The organism is Agathobaculum sp. Marseille-P7918 (assembly GCF_964248325.1).
Lineage (GTDB): Bacteria > Bacillota > Clostridia > Oscillospirales > Butyricicoccaceae > Agathobaculum.
Window position 1 is genome coordinate 330,803 of record NZ_CAXTXI010000001.1, and the last position, 22,186, is coordinate 352,988.

General features: G+C 56.6%; 23 protein-coding genes and 1 tRNA gene. 2 read left to right on the forward strand and 22 right to left on the reverse strand.

The genetic code is table 11. The features are described from left to right. Positions 1-247 precede the first annotated feature (247 nt). The 4 genes from ACESSO_RS01560 to ACESSO_RS01575 all read right to left on the reverse strand — a co-directional run bounded on the left by ACESSO_RS01560 (position 248) and on the right by ACESSO_RS01575 (position 3,581). Positions 248-323, reverse strand: a tRNA-Pro gene (locus ACESSO_RS01560). 200 nt (positions 324-523) lie between these two features. Continuing rightward, positions 524-1,531 (reverse strand): M42 family metallopeptidase, encoded by a 1,008-nt coding sequence (locus ACESSO_RS01565; RefSeq protein WP_373163292.1) that lies wholly within the window; start codon positions 1,529-1,531, stop codon positions 524-526. Next, entirely contained in the window at positions 1,528-2,550 is a 1,023-nt protein-coding gene (locus tag ACESSO_RS01570) for a M42 family metallopeptidase (protein WP_373163293.1), read from the reverse strand. Before ACESSO_RS01570 ends, ACESSO_RS01565 begins: the two co-directional genes overlap by 4 nt. Continuing rightward, positions 2,547-3,581: a M20/M25/M40 family metallo-hydrolase gene (locus tag ACESSO_RS01575; protein ID WP_373163294.1), complete on the reverse strand. Its 1,035-nt coding sequence runs from the start codon at positions 3,579-3,581 to the stop codon at positions 2,547-2,549. Before ACESSO_RS01575 ends, ACESSO_RS01570 begins: the two co-directional genes overlap by 4 nt. 246 nt (positions 3,582-3,827) lie before the next feature. On the opposite strand from ACESSO_RS01575, the gene ACESSO_RS01580 reads away from it, so the two are divergent. Beyond that, entirely contained in the window at positions 3,828-4,139 is a 312-nt protein-coding gene (locus ACESSO_RS01580; RefSeq protein WP_373163295.1) for a DUF6442 family protein, read from the forward strand. 3 nt (positions 4,140-4,142) lie between these two features. Further along, positions 4,143-4,352, forward strand: coding sequence for a helix-turn-helix transcriptional regulator (locus ACESSO_RS01585; RefSeq protein WP_373163296.1), 210 nt, complete (start codon positions 4,143-4,145; stop codon positions 4,350-4,352). Positions 4,353-4,396: 44 nt separating this feature from the next. On the opposite strand, the gene ACESSO_RS01590 is transcribed toward ACESSO_RS01585, so the two are convergent. The 18 genes from ACESSO_RS01590 to scpB form a co-directional block, all read right to left on the reverse strand. Next, a complete protein-coding gene (locus tag ACESSO_RS01590) occupies positions 4,397-4,813 on the reverse strand; it encodes a hypothetical protein (RefSeq protein WP_373163297.1) in 417 nt (138 codons plus the stop codon). After that, complete coding sequence (locus tag ACESSO_RS01595; protein WP_373163298.1) at positions 4,810-6,348, reverse strand: DNA methylase; 1,539 nt, start codon at positions 6,346-6,348, stop codon at positions 4,810-4,812. Before ACESSO_RS01595 ends, ACESSO_RS01590 begins: the two co-directional genes overlap by 4 nt. Before the next feature lie 245 nt (positions 6,349-6,593). After that, positions 6,594-7,094, reverse strand: coding sequence for a hypothetical protein (locus ACESSO_RS01600; RefSeq protein WP_373163299.1), 501 nt, complete (start codon positions 7,092-7,094; stop codon positions 6,594-6,596). A 36-nt stretch (positions 7,095-7,130) separates the two neighbouring features. Continuing rightward, positions 7,131-8,555 carry an Asp-tRNA(Asn)/Glu-tRNA(Gln) amidotransferase subunit GatB gene (gatB, locus tag ACESSO_RS01605; RefSeq protein WP_373163300.1) on the reverse strand — a complete coding sequence of 475 codons (1,425 nt, stop codon included), beginning with the start codon at positions 8,553-8,555 and terminating at the stop codon, positions 7,131-7,133. Positions 8,556-8,570: 15 nt separating this feature from the next. Continuing rightward, on the reverse strand, positions 8,571-10,040 hold the full coding sequence (gene gatA / locus ACESSO_RS01610; RefSeq protein ID WP_373163301.1) for an Asp-tRNA(Asn)/Glu-tRNA(Gln) amidotransferase subunit GatA: 1,470 nt from the start codon (positions 10,038-10,040) through the stop codon (positions 8,571-8,573). Positions 10,041-10,054: 14 nt separating this feature from the next. Continuing rightward, the gene (gene gatC, locus ACESSO_RS01615; protein WP_297275931.1) at positions 10,055-10,342 is read right to left on the reverse strand and encodes an Asp-tRNA(Asn)/Glu-tRNA(Gln) amidotransferase subunit GatC; all 288 of its coding nucleotides are present in this window, start codon (positions 10,340-10,342) and stop codon (positions 10,055-10,057) included. Position 10,343: 1 nt separating this feature from the next. Further along, positions 10,344-12,332, reverse strand: coding sequence for an NAD-dependent DNA ligase LigA (gene ligA / locus ACESSO_RS01620; protein ID WP_373163302.1), 1,989 nt, complete (start codon positions 12,330-12,332; stop codon positions 10,344-10,346). Positions 12,333-12,397: 65 nt separating this feature from the next. Next, positions 12,398-13,090 carry a sporulation protein YunB gene (gene yunB, locus ACESSO_RS01625; protein ID WP_373163303.1) on the reverse strand — a complete coding sequence of 231 codons (693 nt, stop codon included), beginning with the start codon at positions 13,088-13,090 and terminating at the stop codon, positions 12,398-12,400. Positions 13,091-13,175: 85 nt separating this feature from the next. Continuing rightward, positions 13,176-15,110, reverse strand: a complete 1,935-nt coding sequence (locus ACESSO_RS01630) for a bifunctional 4-hydroxy-3-methylbut-2-enyl diphosphate reductase/30S ribosomal protein S1 (RefSeq protein ID WP_373163304.1) — start codon at positions 15,108-15,110, stop codon at positions 13,176-13,178. Then, entirely contained in the window at positions 15,107-15,694 is a 588-nt protein-coding gene (locus ACESSO_RS01635) for a lysophospholipid acyltransferase family protein (RefSeq protein ID WP_373163305.1), read from the reverse strand. Before ACESSO_RS01635 ends, ACESSO_RS01630 begins: the two co-directional genes overlap by 4 nt. Beyond that, the gene (cmk, locus tag ACESSO_RS01640) at positions 15,691-16,371 is read right to left on the reverse strand and encodes a (d)CMP kinase (protein ID WP_373163306.1); all 681 of its coding nucleotides are present in this window, start codon (positions 16,369-16,371) and stop codon (positions 15,691-15,693) included. The genes ACESSO_RS01635 and cmk overlap by 4 nt, the downstream gene beginning before the upstream one ends. Continuing rightward, positions 16,371-17,603 (reverse strand): NAD(P)/FAD-dependent oxidoreductase, encoded by a 1,233-nt coding sequence (locus ACESSO_RS01645; protein WP_373163307.1) that lies wholly within the window; start codon positions 17,601-17,603, stop codon positions 16,371-16,373. The genes cmk and ACESSO_RS01645 overlap by 1 nt, the downstream gene beginning before the upstream one ends. Beyond that, a complete protein-coding gene (locus ACESSO_RS01650) occupies positions 17,600-18,469 on the reverse strand; it encodes a MurR/RpiR family transcriptional regulator (RefSeq protein ID WP_373163308.1) in 870 nt (289 codons plus the stop codon). The genes ACESSO_RS01645 and ACESSO_RS01650 overlap by 4 nt, the downstream gene beginning before the upstream one ends. A gap of 84 nt (positions 18,470-18,553) precedes the next feature. After that, complete coding sequence (locus tag ACESSO_RS01655) at positions 18,554-19,279, reverse strand: pseudouridine synthase (RefSeq protein WP_373163309.1); 726 nt, start codon at positions 19,277-19,279, stop codon at positions 18,554-18,556. Positions 19,280-19,302: 23 nt separating this feature from the next. Then, entirely contained in the window at positions 19,303-20,388 is a 1,086-nt protein-coding gene (locus ACESSO_RS01660) for a serine hydrolase (protein WP_373163310.1), read from the reverse strand. Between the two features lie 73 nt (positions 20,389-20,461). Further along, positions 20,462-20,893, reverse strand: a complete 432-nt coding sequence (gene ytfJ / locus ACESSO_RS01665) for a GerW family sporulation protein (RefSeq protein WP_373163311.1) — start codon at positions 20,891-20,893, stop codon at positions 20,462-20,464. Beyond that, the gene (locus ACESSO_RS01670; RefSeq protein WP_373163312.1) at positions 20,886-21,527 is read right to left on the reverse strand and encodes a DUF2953 domain-containing protein; all 642 of its coding nucleotides are present in this window, start codon (positions 21,525-21,527) and stop codon (positions 20,886-20,888) included. Before ACESSO_RS01670 ends, ytfJ begins: the two co-directional genes overlap by 8 nt. 7 nt (positions 21,528-21,534) lie before the next feature. Then, on the reverse strand, positions 21,535-22,182 hold the full coding sequence (scpB, locus tag ACESSO_RS01675) for an SMC-Scp complex subunit ScpB (RefSeq protein WP_373163313.1): 648 nt from the start codon (positions 22,180-22,182) through the stop codon (positions 21,535-21,537). Positions 22,183-22,186 lie beyond the last annotated feature (4 nt).

The window sequence follows — 22,186 nt, forward strand, 5'->3', positions numbered from 1 at the left end:
CTGCCAAATGTTCGAAAAAACTTTTGCGAAAACTCGTTAGTGAGAGATCGCAGGGCGTATTTGCTGACAAATCGCTGACGTTCGCTAACATTTCGCTTACCAATATGGGATTGAGAGCTGTGCGTTTATTGTGAGAACAGTAAGAGAAAAAATAACCCAGGGGCATAAACATGATGATTTCTTACAAAAAACATTACAAAAAAGGCAAAAATAAAATGCTGAGTACCATTAAAATGATACTCAGCACTGGTCCGAGTGACAGGACTTGAACCTGCGGCCTCTTGACCCCCAGTCAAGCACGCTACCAGCTGCGCTACACCCGGATAAATTTATCGAAATAAATCTTGCTAAAATAGAATAACAAATTTGACAGCGATTGTCAAGGAAAATCTATAAAAAAGCTGCAAGTCTGGAGCAAACTACGAACGGACTCATGCTTTTCCCCGTTGCAGAACGAAGTGTTCCAACTGTAGGCCGGACGGGACGCGGTGTATTCCGTATCCCGTCCGGTTTTCTGCTGTTTTTATGTGTTCTGCATTCCAAAGGTCATCGCAAAACGCGCAATCAGCTTTGCTGCATCCTCAACATCGCTTACCGCACACATCTCGCTCGGAGAATGGATATAGCGCGTCGGGATGGACACGGCACCTGCCTGCACGCCCGCGCGCGCCTTTTGCAGCGCGGCCGTATCCGTACCGCCGAACTGCAAAATTTCGCGCTGTGTGGCTACGCCGCAGTCGTGAGCCGCCTGCTCAAGCGCTGCACATACCGCCGGCGTGCAGATGACCGATCGGTCCATCACCTTAACTGCCGGGCCTTTTCCCATGTCGACCGCCATCGGCGTTTTACGCTCAGGCAGGTCGCCCGTGTCGGTCACGTCCACTGCAATGGCGACATCTGGCTGCACGGCAAATGCCGCCGCGCCCGCGCCGCGCAGGCCCACTTCCTCCTGCGCCGTGAACACAAAGTAGAGGTCGTTATCCGTCTCCCCTACCTGCTCCATCGCGCGCAGCAGCGTCACACAGCCGATGCGGTTATCCAGATACGGGCCACACAGCACACCGTTCTGCTCAAAGCGCGGCGCCTCAAACACGGCAAAATCGCCCACCTGCACCTGCTTTTCCGCATCCGCGCGGTCCTTTGCGCCAATATCGATGAACAGATTGTCCAACGTCAAATCCTTAAACGGTGTTTTTTCCTCGTAGGAAATCACACCACGCGTACCGTTTGCAAAGCGCACCGTGATATTGATGAGGTCGCCCTTGAACAGGCCGCCAACCTGTGAAAAGCGAATAAATCCGTGCTCGTCGATATAAGTGGCCACCACGCCGATGGAATCCATATGCGCAGCAAACAGCACCTTTTTACCGCTTCCCTTTTTACGGCAAATGAGATTGCCCAGTGTGTCGGTTGTCACGTCGTCAATATATTCACCTGCGATGGCCGCAATCGCCTCGCGCACAGCATCCTCGCGGCCGGATGGGCCAAACGCGCCGCCGACCTCGTTCCATAAATCAAAAACCTTGCTCATTCGGTTTCTCCTCCCAGTTCCTCCAGAAATGCGCGCGCAGCCTGCAAAACCGCCTCGCAGTCGCTCAGCGCCGCCACGCTCGACGGCGAATGGATATAACGCACCGGCGCGGCTACAGCGCACACGCGCACGCCCGCCCGGCTCTTATGAATACGGCCTGCGTCCGTACCGCCAGAAATGCGCGTCTTGGTCTGCCACGGGATGCCGCGCCGGATGCACGCGTCTCGCAGCAGCTCGAACAGCGACGCATCATAAATCGTTGCGCCGTCCATAAACGGGATGACCGCGCCGCCGAGCACGCGGCAAACTGCTTTACCATCCTTCACTTCCGCCAAATCAGCTGCGGTTGTACCCTCTATAACGAGCGCAAAGCCCGGATCGAGCGCATAGGCCATGCTCGCCGCACCACGCAGGCCAGTCTCCTCCTGCACGGTAAAGCAGAACCAGGTATCAACCGGCGGCTGCTCCTCAAGCAGCGTCAGCAGCGCCGCGCAGCCGATACGGTCGTCAATTGCCTTGGCTTTGATTAGCCCATCTCCGAACAGCACCACATCCGAATCGAACACACCGTAATCGCCCAGCGAAACCTTAGCTTCGGCTGCCGCGCGGCTGGTTGCGCCAATGTCAATATATAAATCCTTGGTTTTTGGCATGGTGCGGCGCTCTGCTGCGGTCGTCAAATGCACCGCCTTGATGCCGATGACACCGCGCGTGTCGCCGAACCGCACGTCCTTGCCGATTACGACGCGCGGGTCGACCCCGCCGACAAAACCGAATTTGAGCATGCCATCCTCAGTGACTTTTTTGACGATAACGCCAACCTCATCCATGTGCGCGCATACGGCGACCGGCCGCTCGAGCGACTTTTTTCCCCTTCGAAACACCATGACGTTGCCGATGGCATCCGTTCGGATTTCATCCGCGAGAGGCTTTGCCTTTTTGAGTACAAACTCGCGCACCGCGTCCTCACAGCCGGATGGACCGGGCAGCGCGCATAGCGTTTTGAGCAGTTCGGTCATGCTTCCACCTCCCCGTCAAAGTCACACAGAAACCGATACATCAGTTCCGCAACATCCTCTACATCGGATGTTTTGACCACCTCGACCGGCGTGTGCATGTATTTCTCCGGGATGGACAGCAGTGCGGTCGCAATGCCATGCGCGACAATCTGCATCGTCCACGCATTCGTACCCGTGTTACCCTCCATCACCTCAAGCGAATAGTCAATATCGTTGGCCTTCGCGGTTTTGATGAGCCGTTTGGTCAGTCCGCGGTGCAGGTTCGGACCCACGCCGATGGCCGGACCGCTGCCCAGCTCGAACACGCCATCTGATGGGCCGTCCGGCGTTTTGCCGTGCGTGACGTCCACCGCGATTGCATACTCCGGCTGCACTGCAAACGCGCCGGTCTGTGCACCGAGGCCGGTAACTTCCTCCTGCGCGCTGATCAGCACCGCAATGTTGCAGTGGCGCTTTTTGTGCTTTTTGAGCTTTTCCAGTGCAAGCAGAATCGCGGCCACGCCCGCACGGTCATCCAGACATTTGCTGCAAATCTGCCCGCCGAGCAGCTTCACCGGCTGCTGTGCAAACACAATCGGCGTGCCAATACGGATTTTCTCCTTGGCGTTTTCCAGTCCGGTGTCGATCAGCATTTGGTCAACCGGCACGGCCTTATCCTGTTCGCCCGCTTTCAGCAGGTGCGGCGGCATGCAGCTGACAACGCCGTATAACGGCTCGTCCGCCAGAATGGTAACCTCAGTGGCGAGCAGCATGCGTGGGTCAACGCCGCCGACCGGCGCAAAGCGCAAAAAGCCGCCGTCCAGCACCTCGGTAACAACAAAGCCAATCTGGTCGAGGTGCGCGTCGAGCAGCATGGTTTTGGCGTGCTTGCGGCCGCAGCCCTTGTATCCCAACACGTTGCCGTTGTGGTCGACTTCAACCGTATCACACAGCGGACGCAGCAGCGCGGCTACTGCCTGCGCCGCCTGTTCTTCAAACCCGCTCACCGCCGGCAGCGCGCACAGCATTTGCAGGGTTTTTTCTATCTGCAAGGAACATTCCTCCTTTTTGTCTACGGTGGGCCGCGGCCCGCCTGTAGACTCTATTATACCCGTTTCCCCTGCCGGAAACAATACGCCACCCATAGTGATGGACAGATTTTGCATCTTGTTTTTCGGTTCCGAAGATTTTGCCAAGAAAACTTTGCAAATTCTCTTGACAAGTTTACTTGGCGTGTTATACTTAATATGCAAAGTACACTTGGCAAACCAACAACTCGACCCCAAGAGGTGATTGTCATGAATAAAGAGGAAATTCTGGAAAAAAGCCGCAGAGAAAACCTGGATGAAGGCAAAAAGAATGCAGAAAATCAGGGCAGACAAATCGGCATCATCTCCTTCCTGATTGTTTTGATTTTTCTCATCATTTTCAACCTGTGTACCGGCCAGTCAAACGATGCGCTAACCGCAGTCTTTTGGGCATATGTTGCAGCAGAAGCCTATCCTCGATATCGGTTCAGCAGAGATAAAACTCTATTGGTGACCACCATTGCAGGCGGTCTTCTTTCCATTGCCAACCTTATCACCTATGTAATCGGCGTGCTGGGGTGAGCGATGAACGAAAAACTGATTCTGCACAACCGTCTGAAAGAAGCGCGCGGTGAGAAAAATCTATCGCAGGCACAGCTGGCCGATCTGGTCGGTGTGTCACGCAACACGATTAGTTCCATCGAGACCGGACAGTTCAACCCGACCGCCAAGCTTGCGCTTATCCTGTGCATCGCGCTGGACAAAAAATTCGAGGATTTATTTTACTTCGAGTAACCAATCAAAACAGGCCGGCCGCTTTCCGCGGTCGGCCTGTTTCATCATAGCAAATGCAGGTCCATCACCTGCTCCACCGGCACAATCGTGCCGTCCTCCAGCACGATCTGCTTTTCAAAATCGCGTATTTTACAAATGCGGCCGCGCACGGTCACATACGCCCCACCCTCCTTTTTATGGTCCGGCACGAAGTAGGTGATCTCCGCCGCCGGATGCGTACTGATCTGCGCGCGCAGCTGCCCGATGCGTGCGTCCAGTTCCGCGATCACGCCCTCGTCGAGTGCTGCGCGCGGCTGGGTCAACCGCGCGGTTTCCACGACCGCATCCCCATGACCGGTCAATGCGGCAAAAGGGGCAAACTGCGCCGCGCGATTCTCCCGCGGCATAGGTGGATGCCGCGATGACGTATGATGCGGCAAATGCAGCAAATCCGCATACCGTTCTGTTCCCGTTTCGTTCATGCTCTATGTCCTCCGATTTGGTCGTTACGGACGCGTGTTGTGGCGGCTTCCTGCAAATCCATCCCCTTTAAGATTGCATTCTTGCCAAATTTGCGCTTGATCGACAAAATCGCTTGCTGCATCTGCTGTTCCCGCGCAAGTACAGCGGCCTGCTCCCGTTCCTGCTGCTGCCGCGCCGCATAATCAGTAAATAAATCTATCTGCTCATATTCCGGCACTCGCTCCACTGTGGCCTCGTCCCGCAGGTGATTGGCCGACAGCGATAACCGCCGCACAAGCAGTTCGCGCCGAACAATGCGGTCATAGAGACCACTTACCGCATCGGTCAACAGTCTGGCTGATGCGGTGTGCTGCTCCAGATTTGCCGTACCGTGCGCAGGCTTTGGTATCGTGCGGCCATAATGGTCGGTCAAAACAGCGCCCTGATACTGCGCACGCCGCGCGGGATCGGTCAGACTGACGCGATCATATCCCACAGTCAGTACAATCTGGTCGGTCGTCAAATGCTTTTCCACCAATTCAAGCGCAAGCAAATCGACCATTTCGCGCATCACCAGCCGCGCATCGGCAAAGGAATACGGCTCCTGCAGCACCTGCCCGGCGGCAATGCTTTTTTGCGCCGGACGATAGGACTTAATCTCTGCCATCGTGCATGACTCAAATCCCCATGCATGGTCAATCAGCAGCTCGGCATTCACGCCGAACAGACGATACAGCAATTCTTCGTTGTAGTAATCCTGCGGTGCTCCTATGGAACAGCGCGCGATATCGCCCATCGTGCGCAGCCCGTGCTGCTCCAGTTTGCATGCGTAGCCGTGCCCTACCCGCCAGAAGTCGGTCAGCGGCCGATGTGTCCACAACTGCTGTCGATAAGTCAGCTCATCGAGCTGCGCGATGCGGATACCGTCCGCATCCGGTGTGATATGCTTGGCGACAATATCCATCGCGACCTTGGCCAGATACAGATTGGTGCCGATGCCCGCCGCCGCAGTGATGCCGGTTGTGTGCAGGATATCCCGCACGATACGCGCAGCTAGTTCGCGCGCGGTCAGACCATAGTGCGGCAGATAGGCGGTCGCATCGATGAACACCTCGTCGATCGAATACACATGGATATCCTCCGGCGCGATATATTTGAGATAGATCTCGTAAATCCTTGTGCTCCACGCAAGATAATGCGCCATTTGCGGCGGCGCAGTCAGATAATCCACCGCAAGGGACGGATTTTGCCGCAGTGCGCCGTCATCACAGGACTTGCCGGTCAGTTGATGCCCCGGCGCCTGATACCGGCGCGTTTGATTGACCTGTCTGAGCCGCTCGATCACCTCGAACAAGCGCGCTCGTCCCGGAATTCCGTATGCCTTGAGTGAGGGCGACACCGCAAGGCAGATGGTCTTTTCCGTGCGGCTGGGGTCTGCCACCACCAGATTGGTGGTCAATGGGTCCAGCCCGCGCTCCACACACTCTACTGAAGCATAGAAGGACTTCAGATCAATTGCAAAGTAGATGCGCGCCTGCGCTGCACTTGCCGACACAATTTCTCTCTCCCTTCCGGCGATGCCTGCATTTGTTACCCTTATTATAGCATGGCATATTCTCAAAATCAAACATTTGTTCTGTTTTTATTCTGCATGATTCTTCCATATTCCAAAACCGTGGCATTCTTTCTGTTTACGGTATCTATCTTACCGCTTATTGCAGTTTTTCCAATTCGAGCAAATGTCATGCATAGAACAAAAAAGCCTGAGGGATTCTCCCTCAGGCCTTTTTATGCGTTTATTCAAGTATCCAGCTCACAGCAATACAACGTATTAGTGTCGGTATCATAAATCCCCACGGTAAAATTGAAAGACGCCCGGCTCAAGATATCCGCGCCGGTTGCCTCGCCCTGCTCCACCTGCCGGTCGATCAAACGATAATATCCGTTTGCAATCTCAGGTACTAAGGCCTTGCCGTCTTCATCCGTCAAAAAAGGTCCGACACTGCTTGTTTCATCAGATATCCCATATACCAACGTCTGAACAGTTTCGTCCAGCGGAAACGATTTCCATACGTCATCTGCTTTGATCTGTTTTATCATCTCGTTGCCGTCAAAATGCAGCACGACGCAGGAAGTGCCGTCACCGTTACCACTATGCGTGTCCATACTGGACATCGCGCTGCCAGTGGAAGCATCCACCCCAAGTGCTTCCGAAACCATGTCCTGTGGGTTCTGCGAACCGCAAGCAGCTAATGAAAAGACGAAAACGAGAACAATCCCTATCCAACCTAACTTTTTCACAGCAAGCACCTCCGCTTGTCATGTGGGAAAACCCACTTAGAGCTTCGCCAACTCCTGTGCGATCAGCTTATTGATGATCTGCGGGTTGCCCTGCCCCTTGGAGGCCTTCATGCACTGGCCTACAAGGAAACCGGTGACGTTCTTGCCCGCCTTGAAGTCCGCGACTGCCTTTTCGTTCTTTGCAATCACGTCCTGCACGATGGCAAGGATTGCGCCCTCGTCGGACACCTGCTTGAGGCCCATGCGCTCCACGATCGCCTCAACCGTTTCATCGGTCTCGAACATGCTCGGCAGCACCTTTTTGCCTGCCGCACCCGAAATCGTGCCCGCTTCAATGAGTTTGACCAAATCGACCAGCTTGTCAGCGGTCAGCTTGGTGTCCGGCAGCTCCACGCCCTTGTCGTTGAGATACTTGGAGATATCGGACAGAATCCAGTTTGCCGCCGCCTTAGGCTTGACCTGTTTTGCCGCCGCGTCAAGCAGTTCCGCCTTGGCAAAGCTGTCCGAAATCAGACGCGCCTCCATCGCGGTCATGCCGTATTCGTTCAGATAGCGCTCATAACGCGAAATCGGCAGCTCAGGAATCTCGCTCTCAATCTGCTTCATCCACTCATCCGGAATTTCCACCGCAATCAGGTCCGGATCGGGGAAATAACGGTAGTCCTGCGCGTCCTCCTTGGTGCGCATGACTGTGTTCTTGAGCTTCACGTCATCCCAGCGACGAGTCTCCTGCTGAATTTCGCCGCCGTTCTCGACCACTTCGATCTGGCGGGCAATCTCATAGTCAATCGCACGAACCGCACCCGAAAACGTGTTGATATTCTTCATCTCCACGCGCGTACCCAGCTCCTCCGAGCCTTCCGGACGAATAGAGACGTTAACGTCGCAGCGGATCGAGCCTTCCTCCATCTTGCAGTCGCAGATATCGAGGTAGGACAGCGTAGTTTTAATCATTTCAAGGAATTCCTTCGCTTCCGCCGAGGAATGCAGGTCGGGCTTGGTGACCATCTCAATCAGCGGCACGCCGCAGCGGTTGAAGTCGACAACCGTGCCGTCGATTTCGTCGTGCAGCAGCTTGCCCGCGTCCTCCTCGAAGTGGATGCGCTCGAGGCGGCAAGACTTCTTTTCGCCGTCTACATAGAAGAACACTTCTCCGTTTTCGCAGATCGGCACGTCGAACTGCGAAATCTGGTACGCCTTGGGCAGATCGGGATAAAAGTAATTCTTACGGTCGGCCTTGCAAAGCTGGTTGACCGTGCAGCCGGTTGCCTTGCCCATCTTGGCCGCGTAGTGAACCACCTGCTTGTTCAGCACAGGCAGCGCGCCCGGCATACCGGTGCAGACCGGGCAGGTGTGGGTATTGATCGGTGCGCCGAACGAAGTCGAGCACGAGCAGTAGATCTTGCTCTTAGTGGACAGCTCCGCATGCACCTCAAGGCCGATGACAGCTTGATATTTCATTTGTCTATTCCTCCCTTACAGTGCCGCGATGATGTTCTTGAGGCCGGACGCCTGCTCAAACGCAAGGCCCGCGTCCAGCAGCTTCTGCTCACCGAAGCGCGGCCCGATGAGCTGCATGCCGATCGGCATCTTGTCCGCATCAAAACCGCAAGGCTGTACCAGACCCGGCAGGCCCGCGATGTTAACCGATACCGTGCAGATATCGCCTGCGTACATCTCCAGCGGATTGGTGGTCTTGGAGCCCATTTCATAAGCTGTGGTAGGCGCAACCGGCGTCAGAATGACGTCGCACTTTTCAAATGCGTTTGCAAACTCCTCGCGGATCTTGCGCTGCGCCGCACGCGCCTTCTTGTAATATGCGTCGTAGTAGCCGGAGGACAGCACATAGGTGCCCAGCATGATGCGGCGCTGCACCTCTGCGCCGAAGCCCTCGGAACGGCTCTTGGTGTAGAGCGCAATCAGGTCATCCCCCGCGTTCGGAGTGCGATAGCCGTATTTCACGCCGTCAAAGCGCGCCAGATTGGACGATGCCTCGGCAGACGACAGGATGTAGTACACCGGCAGCGCGTATTCAACCAGCGGCAGCGAAATCTCGAACACCTCTGCGCCGAGGTTCTTGTAGGTTTCGGCAGCGGCAAGCACGCTCTCGCGCACTGCGTCCGAAATGCCCGCGCCGAAATATTCCTTGGGCAGACCGATCTTCATGCCCTTGATATCTACATTGAGGTTTGCACGGGTCGAGCCTTCAAACGGGGTTTTAACCGAGGTCGAGTCGTGCATCGGGTCGTGACCGGTGATGGCGTCGAGCAGCATCGCCACATCTTCTACCGAACGACCGAACGGGCCAATCTGGTCAAGCGAGGATGCAAATGCAATGAGGCCATAACGGGACACCGCGCCATAGGTCGGCTTAAGGCCGACCACGCCGCAGAAGGATGCCGGCTGACGAATCGATCCACCGGTATCCGAGCCGAGCGACAGCGGAACCTCGCCCGCCGCAACGACCGCCGCCGAGCCGCCAGACGAACCGCCCGGTACGCGGTTTAAGCCGTGCGGGTTGTGGGTTGGATGTGCAGCCGAATTCTCACAGGACGAACCCATTGCGAACTCATCCATATTCGCTTTGCCGGTCATGACCACATCGTTTGCGGTCAGTTTCTCAATCACCGTTGCGTTGTACGGCGGCTTGAAGTTATACAGCATCTTGGATGCGCAGGTGGTCAGCGTCCCCTTGGTGCAGATGTTGTCCTTAACGGCAACCGGAATGCCCGCCAACGCGGACAGTTCCTCGCCTGCGGCGCGCTTCTTGTCCACTTCAGCCGCCTGCGCGAGCGCGGACTCCTCCGCGACCGTCACATAGCCCTGCACCTTGTCCTCGACCGCCTTCGTGCGGGCGAAAACATCCTGCGCAAGCTCCACTGCGGAAATCTCCTTATCGGCGAGCATTTTGGAAAGCTCGGTCGCTGTTTTCTCAAAAAGTGCCATTGCTTCTGTCCCCCTTATTCTACCACGCGCGGCACGGCTACGCCGCCCGCCTGAAAGTCCGGCGCGTTCGGCTCGATAAGCTCATCGGGCGTATACTCCTGTACAACCACGTCCTCGTGAAACGCGTTCTTGCGCTCGGTGTTGATAACGTCCGTGATGTCGCCAAGGTCCAGCTCCGCGAGCTTGTCCACCATGCCGACGATACCCTGCATGTCGTCCGCGAGACGGTCAAAAATGCCACCCGTCGAGTCCAGACGCGCAAGGGATGCGATGTGCTCAATTTCTTTTCTGGAAATCGCCATGTCAAAGTTCCTCCTGCTGTATCATATTTTTGAATTCTTCCTCTGTTAAGACCGGAATGCCAAGCTCCGCTGCCTTTTGCAGCTTGCTGCCCGCGTTTTCTCCGGCCACCACATAGCTTGTTTTCTTGGAAACTGACCCAGCCGCCTTGCCGCCGAGCGACTCAATGAGGTCATTGATCTCCTTGCGGGTGTAGAGTGTCAGACTGCCGGTGGCCACAATCGTCTTTCCTGCAAGCAGGTCGCTTTTTGCAGTCTTTTCGCCGACGAAGTTCACGCCCGCCGCACGCAGCTTTTCAATGAGTTCTTTCGACTGGTCGAGTGCGCGCCACGCCGCGATACTTTCCGCCGTGGTCTGACCGATGTCGCGGATTTCGGTCATTTCCTCGACCGATGCTGCAAGCAGCGCGTCCAGACTGCCGAAATGATTGCTCAGTATCTTACCCGCCTTCTGCCCGACATGCCGGATGCCAAACGCAAACAGCAGCCGCGACAGATCGCGCGTTTTGCTCGCCTCGATGCCGCGCAGCAGATTGTTCGCCCAGGTGTCCACTTTCTTGCCAAGCGGCAGCAGCTGTTCCACCGTCAAATCATACAAATCGGCAGCGGATTTCACCAGCCCCGCGTCAATCAGCTTTTGCAGGTTGCCTTCGCCGCAGCCGTCAATGTCCATCGCGTCGCGCGAGGCAAAGTGCATCAGGTTGCGCAGCAGCTGCGCCGGACATGCCGCGCCCGTGCAGCGGATAGCTGCTTCCTCCTCGTCCTCAAACACCGGCGCGCCGCATACTGGACAGAACTTCGGCATTTCATACGGCTGCGCGTCCGCGGGACGCTTGTCCAGCGCCACTCCAATAATTTCCGGGATAATCTCGCCCGCCTTGCGCACCGAAACCGTGTCCCCCACCCGTACATCCAGTTGGCGAATGAAGTCTCGGTTGTGCAGCGTTGCGCGCGACACAGTTGTGCCCGCAAGCCGCACTGGTTCCAGTACGGCATTAGGTGTTAAAACGCCCGTGCGTCCGACCGAAATGATGATATCTTTGAGCAGCGTCTGCTTGACCTCTGGCGGGTATTTGTACGCCGCCGCCCAGCGCGGGAATTTGGCCGTCGAACCGAGCGTCTGCCGCTGCGCAAACGAATTGACCTTGACCACCGCGCCGTCGATGTCGAAATCCAGCTCGCCGCGTGTCTCGCCCATGTTCTCAATCTCACGCTGTACGTCCGCAGGGTCGGTATAGACCGGATAGCGCGGACTGACCGGAAAACCAAGCGATTTCAGGTAATCAAGCGAATCGGTATGGCTGGTCAGCGGAAGCTCGTCCGCATTCTGGATGTTAAAGCAGAAAATGGATAGCTTGCGCTGCTTGGTGATTTTGCTGTCCTTTTGCCGCAGTGAACCCGCCGCCGCGTTGCGCGGATTGGCGAGCAGCGGCTTTTCGTGCAGCTCCAGCTCCCTGTTGAGCGCGTCGAACACCGACTTTTTCATATAGACCTCGCCGCGCACAATCAGGTGCGGCGGCGCGTTTTCCAGCTTATGCGGAATATCCTTTATAGTCTTGAGGTTTGCGGTCACGTCCTCGCCGACCTGTCCGTCGCCGCGCGTCGCGCCGCGCACAAATTCGCCGTCGACGTATTCCAGCGCAACCGAAAGCCCGTCGATTTTATACTCAACCACATATTCCGCCTGTCCGACCGCGCCTTCGACGCGGCCATAAAACTCGGAAAGCTCGTCAAAGGAAAAGACATCCTGCAAGCTCTCGAGCGGATAGGCATGCGTGACCTTGGCGAACCGGCCGGATACCGCACCGCCGACGCGCTGCGTCGGGGAATCTGCATCCGCGTATTCCGAATGCGCTTCCTCCAGCGCGCGCAGCTCGCGCTGCATCATATCATATTCGTAATCCGAAATCTCCGGTGCATCTTCGTTATAATATTTTTCGTTGTGATACCGCAGCTTTTCACGTAATGCGGTAATCTGCCCGAGGGCATCCATGCAAGCACCCCTTCACATTCCAATACAGAATATAGTATACCAAATTTTTGGCCCATTCGGAAGTATTATTTTCCGTTTTCCGACGAATTATCATAATCACTGATCTCCCCGAGCAGGCCGGAGCCCAAATCGTCAATATAGGTATACCGCTCGGGCACGGTGCCGACAATCACCGTATCGGTGACCGGATAGCTGGTGACAATTTCGCGGTCCTCGCCGCCCAGCGGCGTCAAAATACGGAAACCCGCATGGATTTCGATAATGATGTTATGCCGCGTTTGATTGATGCCCGCCGCAGAAAAGGCGCTGACAAACTCGGCCTCCATCTGGGTCAGGCCCGCCATGCCGATGTCCACCGACGGCCCCATGCCGGTAAAATAGTTCGGGGCAAACACCGTGCCAAGCGGCACCTCGACCGTCGTCTGTTCCAAATCCTCCAGCCGCTCAAACAGCCCGTTGACCAGCCGCGCCTTGATTTGCCCGATTGCAATCACATCCGTGCGCAGCGCGGTGACATGATTTTCACTGTCCCGCTCCAAAATCACCATATTCTCATAGGTCTCCGGGTCGGAAAAGACCTCCTCCTGCATCAGGTTGTTGATCTCCTGAATCGCGCTGTCCTCACAGACATTAGTGGCGTATTCCATGAAAATCTGCCGCATCCGCACGGTCGCCATGATGCCGGCGGCAGCCAGCACAGTCAGCAGCACCATCAGCCGCAAGCCTTTCCCTTTTCCGCGATACCTGCGCCGCCGCATAACTTCCGCCCCCTCCGGGGACAGTATACGCAGCGCAAACATAAAAAAGAAGCACCCGTTTGGGTGCTTCTTTGCAGCTTCAGAATTACTCTTCGTCGCCATACTCGTCGCCGACGAGCAGCGCACGGATGGAGAGAGAAACTTTCTTCTTCTCATCGTTGATGTCGATGATCTTCGCCTCAACCTGCTGACCAACCTCGAGCACATCCTCAGGCTTGGCGATGCGGTGATCTGCGATCTGAGAGATATGGATCAGGCCGTCCACGCCCGGCACGATCTCAGCAAATGCGCCGAACGGCATAAACTTGAGGATCTTAACCTCAGCCACGTCGCCCACGCCATACTTGGACTTGAATACGTTCCACGGATTGTCCTCCTCGCGCTTATAGCCGAGGGAGATCTTCTTGTTTTCCTTATCCAGACCGATAACGAACACCTTGACCTTGTCGCCGACATTGACAACCTCGGACGGGTGCTTGATGCGGCCCCAGGACAGCTCGGAAATGTGAACCATGCCGTCCACACCGCCGATGTCAACAAACGCGCCGTAGGAGGTCAGGCTCTTTACCGTGCCCTCGTACTCGTTGCCAACCTCGATGGTGCTCCAGATCTTCTCGGCAGCAGCCTTGCGGGCCTCCTGCTGGATCTGGCGGATGGAGCCAACCACGCGCTTGCGCTGACGGTTGATCTCGGTGATATAGAAAGACTGCTTGGTCTTTACCAGCTGGCTCATCGGCTGATCCTTCGGCACGCCGGTCTGGCTGGCCGGAATAAAGACGCGCACGCCAAATGCGGTCGCAACGACGCCGCCGCGGTTCTCTTCCACGATGGTGCCTTCCACAACGGTGTGTTCCTCATACGCCTTCTCGATGGTCTCCCAGCCCTTGAGCTGGTCAACGCGCTTCTTGGACAACGTAACCGTACCCTCGCCGTCGTTGACGCGAACCACAACTGCTTCGATCTCATCGCCCGGATGAATGTTGGCAGCTACATCGTAATTCGGATCATCCGACAGTTCGCTGACCGGGATATACGCAGTGTGCTTAACGCCAAGGTCGACCTGTACGTCGGTCGTGGACACTGCGACAACGGTACCGGTGACTTTCTCTCCTGTATTTAAAGTCTTGAAGGACTCTTCGAGCATTGCGGCAAAGTCCTCGCCATTTTCGATTTTCGTTTCTTCGCTCATCATGTTACTGACCTCCTTAATTATCCATGCCGGTGTCGATGCCCCTGCTGTGATCCCGACGCGCCCATCCCGGCAGAGCTCCTGCGTCGTAAGCTCCGCGGCGTCCTCGATATAAAGCACATTTTTGCACAGCGACCGGCTGATTTCATACAGCCGTTTTGTGTTGGAACTTTTCTTGTCGCCGATCACAATCATTTGATCCGACGCACCGGCAAGCAGACGAGCCTCCGACTGACGCTCATCCGTCGCTTTACATATTGTATCAAAAATTTTGAGGTTTGTACACCTTTTTTTTATCAGACCGACGGAAATATTCCAAATTGCCCGATTGACAGTGGTTTGTGCAACTACGGCAAGCGGTCTGTCAACCATCTCCGGCTGCTCGGTGAACGCCCGCGCCTGCTCTTCTCCCTCCAACACGACCGACTCGCCGCACCAGCCTTGAATCCCGACAACCTCGGGATGGCCCGCGCTGCCCAGAATGACAATCAGACGGCCGCCCCGGCTTTCCCGGTCAACAATGCGGTGAATTTTCTGGACAAACGGACAGGTTGCGTCGAAAACCTCGCAGTTTTTTGCCGCAAGGGTGTCATAAACCGTGCGCGGCACGCCGTGCGCGCGAATGAGCACTTTTGTCCCGTCCGGAATTTCCTCCAGCGTCTGCGCGGTGCGCACACCGCACTCCTCCAGCCGTCGAATCTCATGCATATTGTGGATAATTTCACCGTAGGCGTAAATCACACCGTTTTTTCCGGCCTGCTGCTCGGCCAAATTAACCGCGCGGCGCACGCCAAAGCAGAATCCCGCGGTTTTTGCAACTGTAACACTCATACTTTTTCCTTCAGCGCATAAATGCGGTGCAGAATATCATCCGCAATCACGCCGTAATCCTTTTCTTTTGCATCCGGACGGAAGGGTTCACCGATGACAACGGTTGCCTTACAGCGAAAGCTCTTGTTTTCCGTGATGTACATCGGCAGAATCGGCGCGCGGGTCTTGACCGCCAGCATCGCCGCGCCTTTTTTGGTTTCACCCTCGCCCGCGCCGCGTGTGCCCTGCGGGAAGATAATCAGCTTGCGTCCTTCGCGCACCGCGCCCAGAGCCGTCTTAATCGCTGTGATATCCGCACCCTCACGGTCAATCGGAAATGCGCCCAGCGCTGCAATCAACCACGCAAACAACTTATTACCCTGAAACAGCTCCTTTTTCGCCATCAGGCGCAGCGGCGTCTGATGTCCCAGCGCAACAGCCGCAAACGGCGGGTCGGACAGCTGCACATGATTGGGGCAGACCACGCAGCCGCCCTCCGGGATATTCTCCCGACCAATCACCTTATATCCGAAGTAGATATGAAAGCCCAGCGCCACGAACGGCACCGCAAGCCATTGAAACCAGCGGTGGAATTTGAATTTCATGAATTTTCCTCCGTTTTTTCCCGAATGATACGCAGCACAGCCTCGATGCTCTGCTCAAGCGTGATATCACTCGTATCCAGCAGCACAGCGTCCTCCGCCTGCCTCAGCGGTGCAACTGCGCGCGTCATGTCCTTATGGTCGCGCTGGCGAATATCGCGCAGCACCTCGTCCAGCGTCACCTGCTGTCCCTTCTCGCGCAGCTCCAAAAAGCGTCGCTGCGCACGCGCCTCGGCCGAAGCGGTCAAAAAAATCTTGACCGGCGCATCCGGCAGAATAACCGTGCCAATGTCGCGCCCGTCCATGAGGATATTGCCATTTTTGGCCATATCCCGCTGGGTATCGAGCAGAAACTGCCGTACTTCGGGTACCGCCGACACCTGGGAGGCATATTTTGCAATCTCCGGCGTGCGAATGGCCTCGGACACATCCTCGCCGCACAACAGAATATGCTGCGCGCCGTTCTGATACGTAATCGAGAGTGTAATTTCGGGCAAAATGGAAACAATGCCCGCCGTATCGTCCCCGGAAATACCCTTGCGGCACACTGCAAGGCCGATGGCGCGATACATTGCACCGGTGTCCACATATACGTAACCCAGCTGCGCGGCCGCCGCACGCGCGACCGTCGATTTGCCCGCGCCCGACGGGCCGTCGATGGCAACAGAAATGTAATCCATCACGATTCCTCCTCCTGCGCGGCGGATAATCCGGCTAGCCGGCCGGTCGACCACGCGATTTGCAAATTAAAACCGCCCGTGTAGGCGTCTACGTCCAGCACCTCGCCTGCAAAATACAGACCGGTACATTTTTTCGACTCCATAGTTTTCGGGCTGACCTCGCGCACGCTGATGCCACCCGTTGTCACAATTGCCTCGGCAATCGGACGCTTGCCCGACACCGCCACCGAAAAATGCTTGAGTGTGTGCAGAAGCGAGGCACGCTGCGCTTTAGTGATGCTGTTTACCTTGGCATGCGGGTCGATTTTGGACAGCCGCACCACCACGGGAATCATCTTACGCGGCAGCAAATCGCCCAGCGCATTGATAAAATCACTGTTTTTATGCTTATCAAAGTCCGAGAGCAGACGCTTGTCCAGCATTTTTTCGTCCAGCGCGGGCTTGAGGTCAATTTCAACATGATACTCCTTGCTGCCAAAGTGCCGCATATGCGCGGACGCAGACAAAATCAGCGGGCCGGACAGGCCGAAATGCGTGAACAGCATCTCGCCGAACTCGGAAAAAATCTTTTTGTTGTTTTCAAACACAGTCACCTGCACATTACGCAGGCTCAGCCCCATCATCTCGCGGCAGGTCTCCCCTGCTTCGACCAGCGGCACCAGCGACGGATTGGGCGGCACGATCGTGTGCCCGACCTGCTTGGCGAAGCGGTAGCCGTCGCCGGTCGAGCCGGTCTGCGGATAGGACGCACCGCCGGTCGCCACAATCACACGGTCGCCCGCATAAGTATTGCCGCCCGCACGCACACCGGTGACGCGGTTATGCTGTATTTCCAGTTGTTCCACTGTTTTCTGTATAATTGTAACACCCAGACGTTTGATCCAGGTAAAAAGTGCGTCAATAATATCCGAGGACTTGTCCGAAACCGGAAAAACGCGGTTGCCGCGCTCGGTCTTGAGCGGCACACCGTGCGCCCAAAAAAATGCCATCACATCTGCGGGTGAAAAGCAATCCAGCGCGGAATACAAAAACCGCGGATTGACCGGCACGTTCTGCAAAACCGTCTGCGCATCGCAGTCATTGCACACATTGCAGCGGCCCTTGCCGGTGATGAATAATTTGCGGCCAACCTTTTCATTCGTCTCAAACAGCGTCACACGCGCGCCGTTTTCCGCTGCCGTCCCCGCAGCCATCAGCCCTGCCGCGCCGCCGCCGACTACCAGAATGTTCAATTTGTCTCGTCCTCCGGCTTTTCGTATACGTCGTATTCCTCCCAAATGCGCTCGAGCTTGTTGAAGGTCTGCTCGATTTCATCGCGCCGGCTCATGCCGACGGCGACAATCAGCGCATTGACAACCGAAAGCGGTGCCACCAGCGAATCGACAAAACTCGCCATATCGCTGCGCGCAAGCAACAGATGGTCAGCCACGCGCGCCAGCGGAGACAGACGCGAATCGGTCAGTGCAATGACGCGCGCGCCGCGGTCGCGCGCATATTGCATCGCGCTGAGCGTGCGCTTAGAATAACGCGGGAAACTGACGCCGAGCACCACATCACCCGGCCCGACGCGCAGCACCTGCTCAAAAATCTCGCTGACGCTGTTGGTATGTACAAGCGTCACATTTTCAAACAAAAGGTTAAAATAAAATCCAACAAAATTGGACAGCGCGCTCGAAGAGCGCACGCCGAGTATGTAAATCCGTTTCGCCCCGATCAGCGCATCCACCGCGCCCTGAAAGGCATCCCGGTCGATTTCGTCCAGCGTCTGCCGAATCATGTCCATGTCCGCGTGCAGCACCGTCTGCAGCACATCGCGCCCGCCCATGCGGTCGCTTGACACCTCCATACGCTGCACCGAGGTCAGTTTGTTTCGGATCATCTCCTGCAGGGCGCGCTGCAAATGCGGATAGCCGTCGTAGCCCAGTTCGGTTGCAAAACGCACCACGGTTGATTCGCTCACGCCGACAGTCGTGCCCAGACGGCTGGCCGTCATAAAGGCGGCTTTGTCATAGTGCTCTAAAATGAAGCGCGCAATCTGCTTCTGTCCCTTGGAAAAGCCGGACAGTTCGCTCTGGATTTTATTGATCAGGTCGTTCATGGTTTCTCTCCCTTGGCATGCAAAACCTGCATTTTGCCGTTTCTATTTTAAGCGGTTGCCTTACAAAATGCAAGAAGTTTTGCATCAATCCTGCAAATTTGCAGCAATTTCCTGCAAGTAGGCCAGCTCGTCCGCCGTCAGGTCGCGCCATGCACCCGATTTCAAATGCGTATCCAGCGGCAGCTTGCCTACCGCCACCCGCTTGAGTCGGCGTACCTCCAGCCCGCATTGCTCGCACATTTTGCGGATCTGACGGTTTCGGCCTTCATGGATGGTTAGACGCAGCTTGGCGCTCTGCTCATCTTTTTCCAAAATGACGACGTCCGCAGGCCGGATTGCATATCCGTCAATTGTCATCGGCTCTGCAAGACGCGGAATGTTGTCCAGCCTGCCGCGCACGCGCACCTCATAATGCTTTTCCACCTCATGCCGCGGGTGGGTCAGCGCATGCACCAGCTCGCCGTCGTTGGTCAGCAGCAGCAGACCTTCCGAGTTATAATCCAGCCGTCCGACCGGCACCACGCGTGCGCCGCAGTCCCGCACCAAATCGCCCACCGTCTTGCGGCCGCGTTCATCGTTCAGCGTTGTCACATAACCGCGCGGCTTGTACAGCATCAGATAGCGTTTTTCCTCAGCCATGCCGATCGGCTTGCCGTCCACCTGAATTTTGTCGCGCCGCAAATCCGCGCGGTCGCCCAGCGACGCCGCATGACCATTGACCAGCACACGGCCCTCCAAAATCCAACGCTCCGCCTCACGGCGCGAACACAGCCCCGCCTGCGCGAGCAGCTTTTGCAGTCTCTCTTCCACTTGTTGTCCTCCATCCTGTTCTGTCAATCATCACCAAACAGACGGTCCCAGATCTGTTCGGTTATGCTCTTTTCCTCGGGCGGCAGCAGCACCGCTCCGCCGTATACCAGCGCATCATCCGCCAGCACCATCCCGTCCAGACGGTATTCAATCCGCCCGGCGGATGCGCTCTGCACCACCGGCGCATAACAAATCCGATCGCCGTACCGCACGGTCTGGATACGTTCCTGCTCACCCGGCAGCAGCATTGCGGTCACGGTATTGCGCGCGACCAGCGGCACGGTATCCGCATTACCGCCAAACACCTGCTGCTGCATGATCTGCTCTCCCGCTTCATGCAGTGTCACCTGCTCATACTGCGCAAAGCCCTGATCCAGCAGCGCCATGTGGTCGTTCCAGTCGTCCGGGTCGTTGAGAGTCACCACAATTACCGTGCGACCGTTTTTCTCTGCCGCAGACACCAGACAGCGACCTGCCGCTTTGGTATAACCGGTTTTGACGCCGATTGCACCGTCATACATGCTCAACAGCCGGTTATGGTTGGTAAACGTGCGCTGCCCCACCGTGTAGCTCTCGGTCGATACAATCTGCCGGAACACCGGGTCGCGCAGCGCCTCAGCCGTGATGACTGCAAGCTCACGCGCGGTGGTATAGTGCGTCTCACTCGGCAGACCGTTCGGGTTGTCAAAATGGGTGTTCGTCAATCCGAGAGCCGCCGCCTTGTCGTTCATTTTCTGTATAAACGTTTCCAGTCCGCCGCATTCGCCCGCAATCGCTACCGCCGCATCGTTGCCCGATTCCAACATCAGACCATACAGCGTATCACGCAGCGTGAGTGTTTCGCCCTCCTGCAAGTACATGGATGAGCCTTCCACCTGCGTGTACTCCTTGCGGACTGTGTATTCCCGGTCGAGGTCGCCCTCTCCGAGCGCCACGAGCGCCGTCATGATTTTGGTAGTGGACGCCATCGGCAGTCGAGTGTCTGCATTCTGCTCCAGCAGCACTTCACCGGTGTCCGCATCAATTACGATGGCTGCCTTTGCGCTGATTGCGCCCGCAGCGGGCAGACAAAGCACACAGCACAGCAGGCCGCACAGTAGTTTCTTCACGTTCGCATCTCTCCCCTGCATAACAAAACCTACTCAGCATATCTGTGAGTAGGTTTTGCGGAGAAACGCGGCCTTATTCGTCGGTTTCCGCCGCAGGCTGCTGGTCGGGCTGCATTTTTCCTTTGTAGCCCTCCACAAAGCTGGAAACCTTGTTAATCGCACCCGGAATCATTTCCACCAAACGGTCGACCGTCGTGGATGCCTGTGCGTTGACGCCCAGAATGTTGGCACTGCCGTCGCGTCCGATGATCAGAAAGCACACCGGCGAAACCGTGACGCCCGCGCCGCCGCCGCCGCCAAAGGCCAGCGGTGCGCCGGACGGCATATGCTTGGGCGCAAAATCACTGCCGCCGGACGCAAAGCCAAAGGTCACCTTGGACACCGGAATGACGGTCGTGCCGTCCGGCGTGGTGATCGGCGTGCCGATAATCGTGTTCACGTCCACCATTTCCTTGATCTTGGTCATGGTTTCTGTCATCAGATTGCTGATGGGATGCTCACTCATGTGTTATCGCCTCTTCTTTCTTTATCATTCGTTTATACATCCGGTACAATTCCCCGCTGTGCCGCAGCAGACACCAAAGCACCCGCAGCGGCCGCAGCCAGCAGAACAAAGTTAACGCCCATTCGGTGTGGTCGGCCTCAAAATCCGCATCCACATTCACATGATAATCCCGCATGGTAAAAGTATTCTCCAAAAACGGGACAATCATGCCGGTCAATGCTGCAGACTCTCCGAGCAAAATGCCGGTTTTGGCAGCATCGTCCGTCCCGATGATCACACGCACCCGCAGGCGGCTGACTTGCACCGCATCGGTTAATTCACTGTGCAAACGGTGCGTTAAATCCGCCAGTTCGCCAATATCCAGTTCCTCCCGGTTAAGGGAATACCGGTACTTTTTCTTTTTTTGCGGCTTTTGTCCGCCCTCCTGCTGTTCGGATGACGGCTTTTCTTTTTTCCGTCGGGGCGGCGGCCAGACCGGAATCCGCACCGGGCCGTAGCGCACCTCCGCGCTCACGTCCCCATTGACCCCGACGATATCCAGACCGGTTCGCACACACAGCAGCAACAGGATCAGCAGCAGCACAAGCAGTGCAAGCCCCAATACTGCCGCCAGTATCACGAGTAATACCGACATGCGCGCTTCACTCCGTTTCCTGCGGTGCGTCCGGCGGCTGAGTATCCTCTCCAACTGACGGCTGCGGCGCCGGCGGCGTCAGCGTTATCATTTCTGAAGGCGGCTGCTCGGCAGCCTCCTCCATCTCCAGCTCCATCTGCTCGTTTTCCTCCAGCGCAGGCAGCGCGGGCAGCTCCTCCAGCCCGCTCAGACCAAAGGTGCGCAAAAACGCCTCGGTCGTGCGGAACAGCATCGGGCGCCCGGGCACATCCAGCCGGCCCGCCTCTTCAATCAGCCCTTTTTCCATAAGGCCGGCCACAGTGCCGCCCGAATCCACGCCGCGCAGCTGGTCGATAAACGCACGGGTGACCGGCTGACGGTATGCCACAATAGTCAAGACCTCGAGCGCAGCAGCAGACAGCGACGGCGGCTTGCGCGACTCAGTCACGCGGCGCGCCGCCTCGGCATAAAGCGGGCGTGAGCAAAGCTGCAGCTTGTCCTCCAGACGCAGCAGCATAATGCCGCGGTTTTCGAAATCATACAGATTTTCCAGCGCGGCGGCCGCATCCAGCAGCGCATCGCGCGAGGTTTCCAGCGCGGCGACAAGCCGGTCCACCGGCACCGCATCGCCCGCAGCAAACAGCACGGCCTCCAGCCCGGCCTCCAGTTGGGTCATCGCA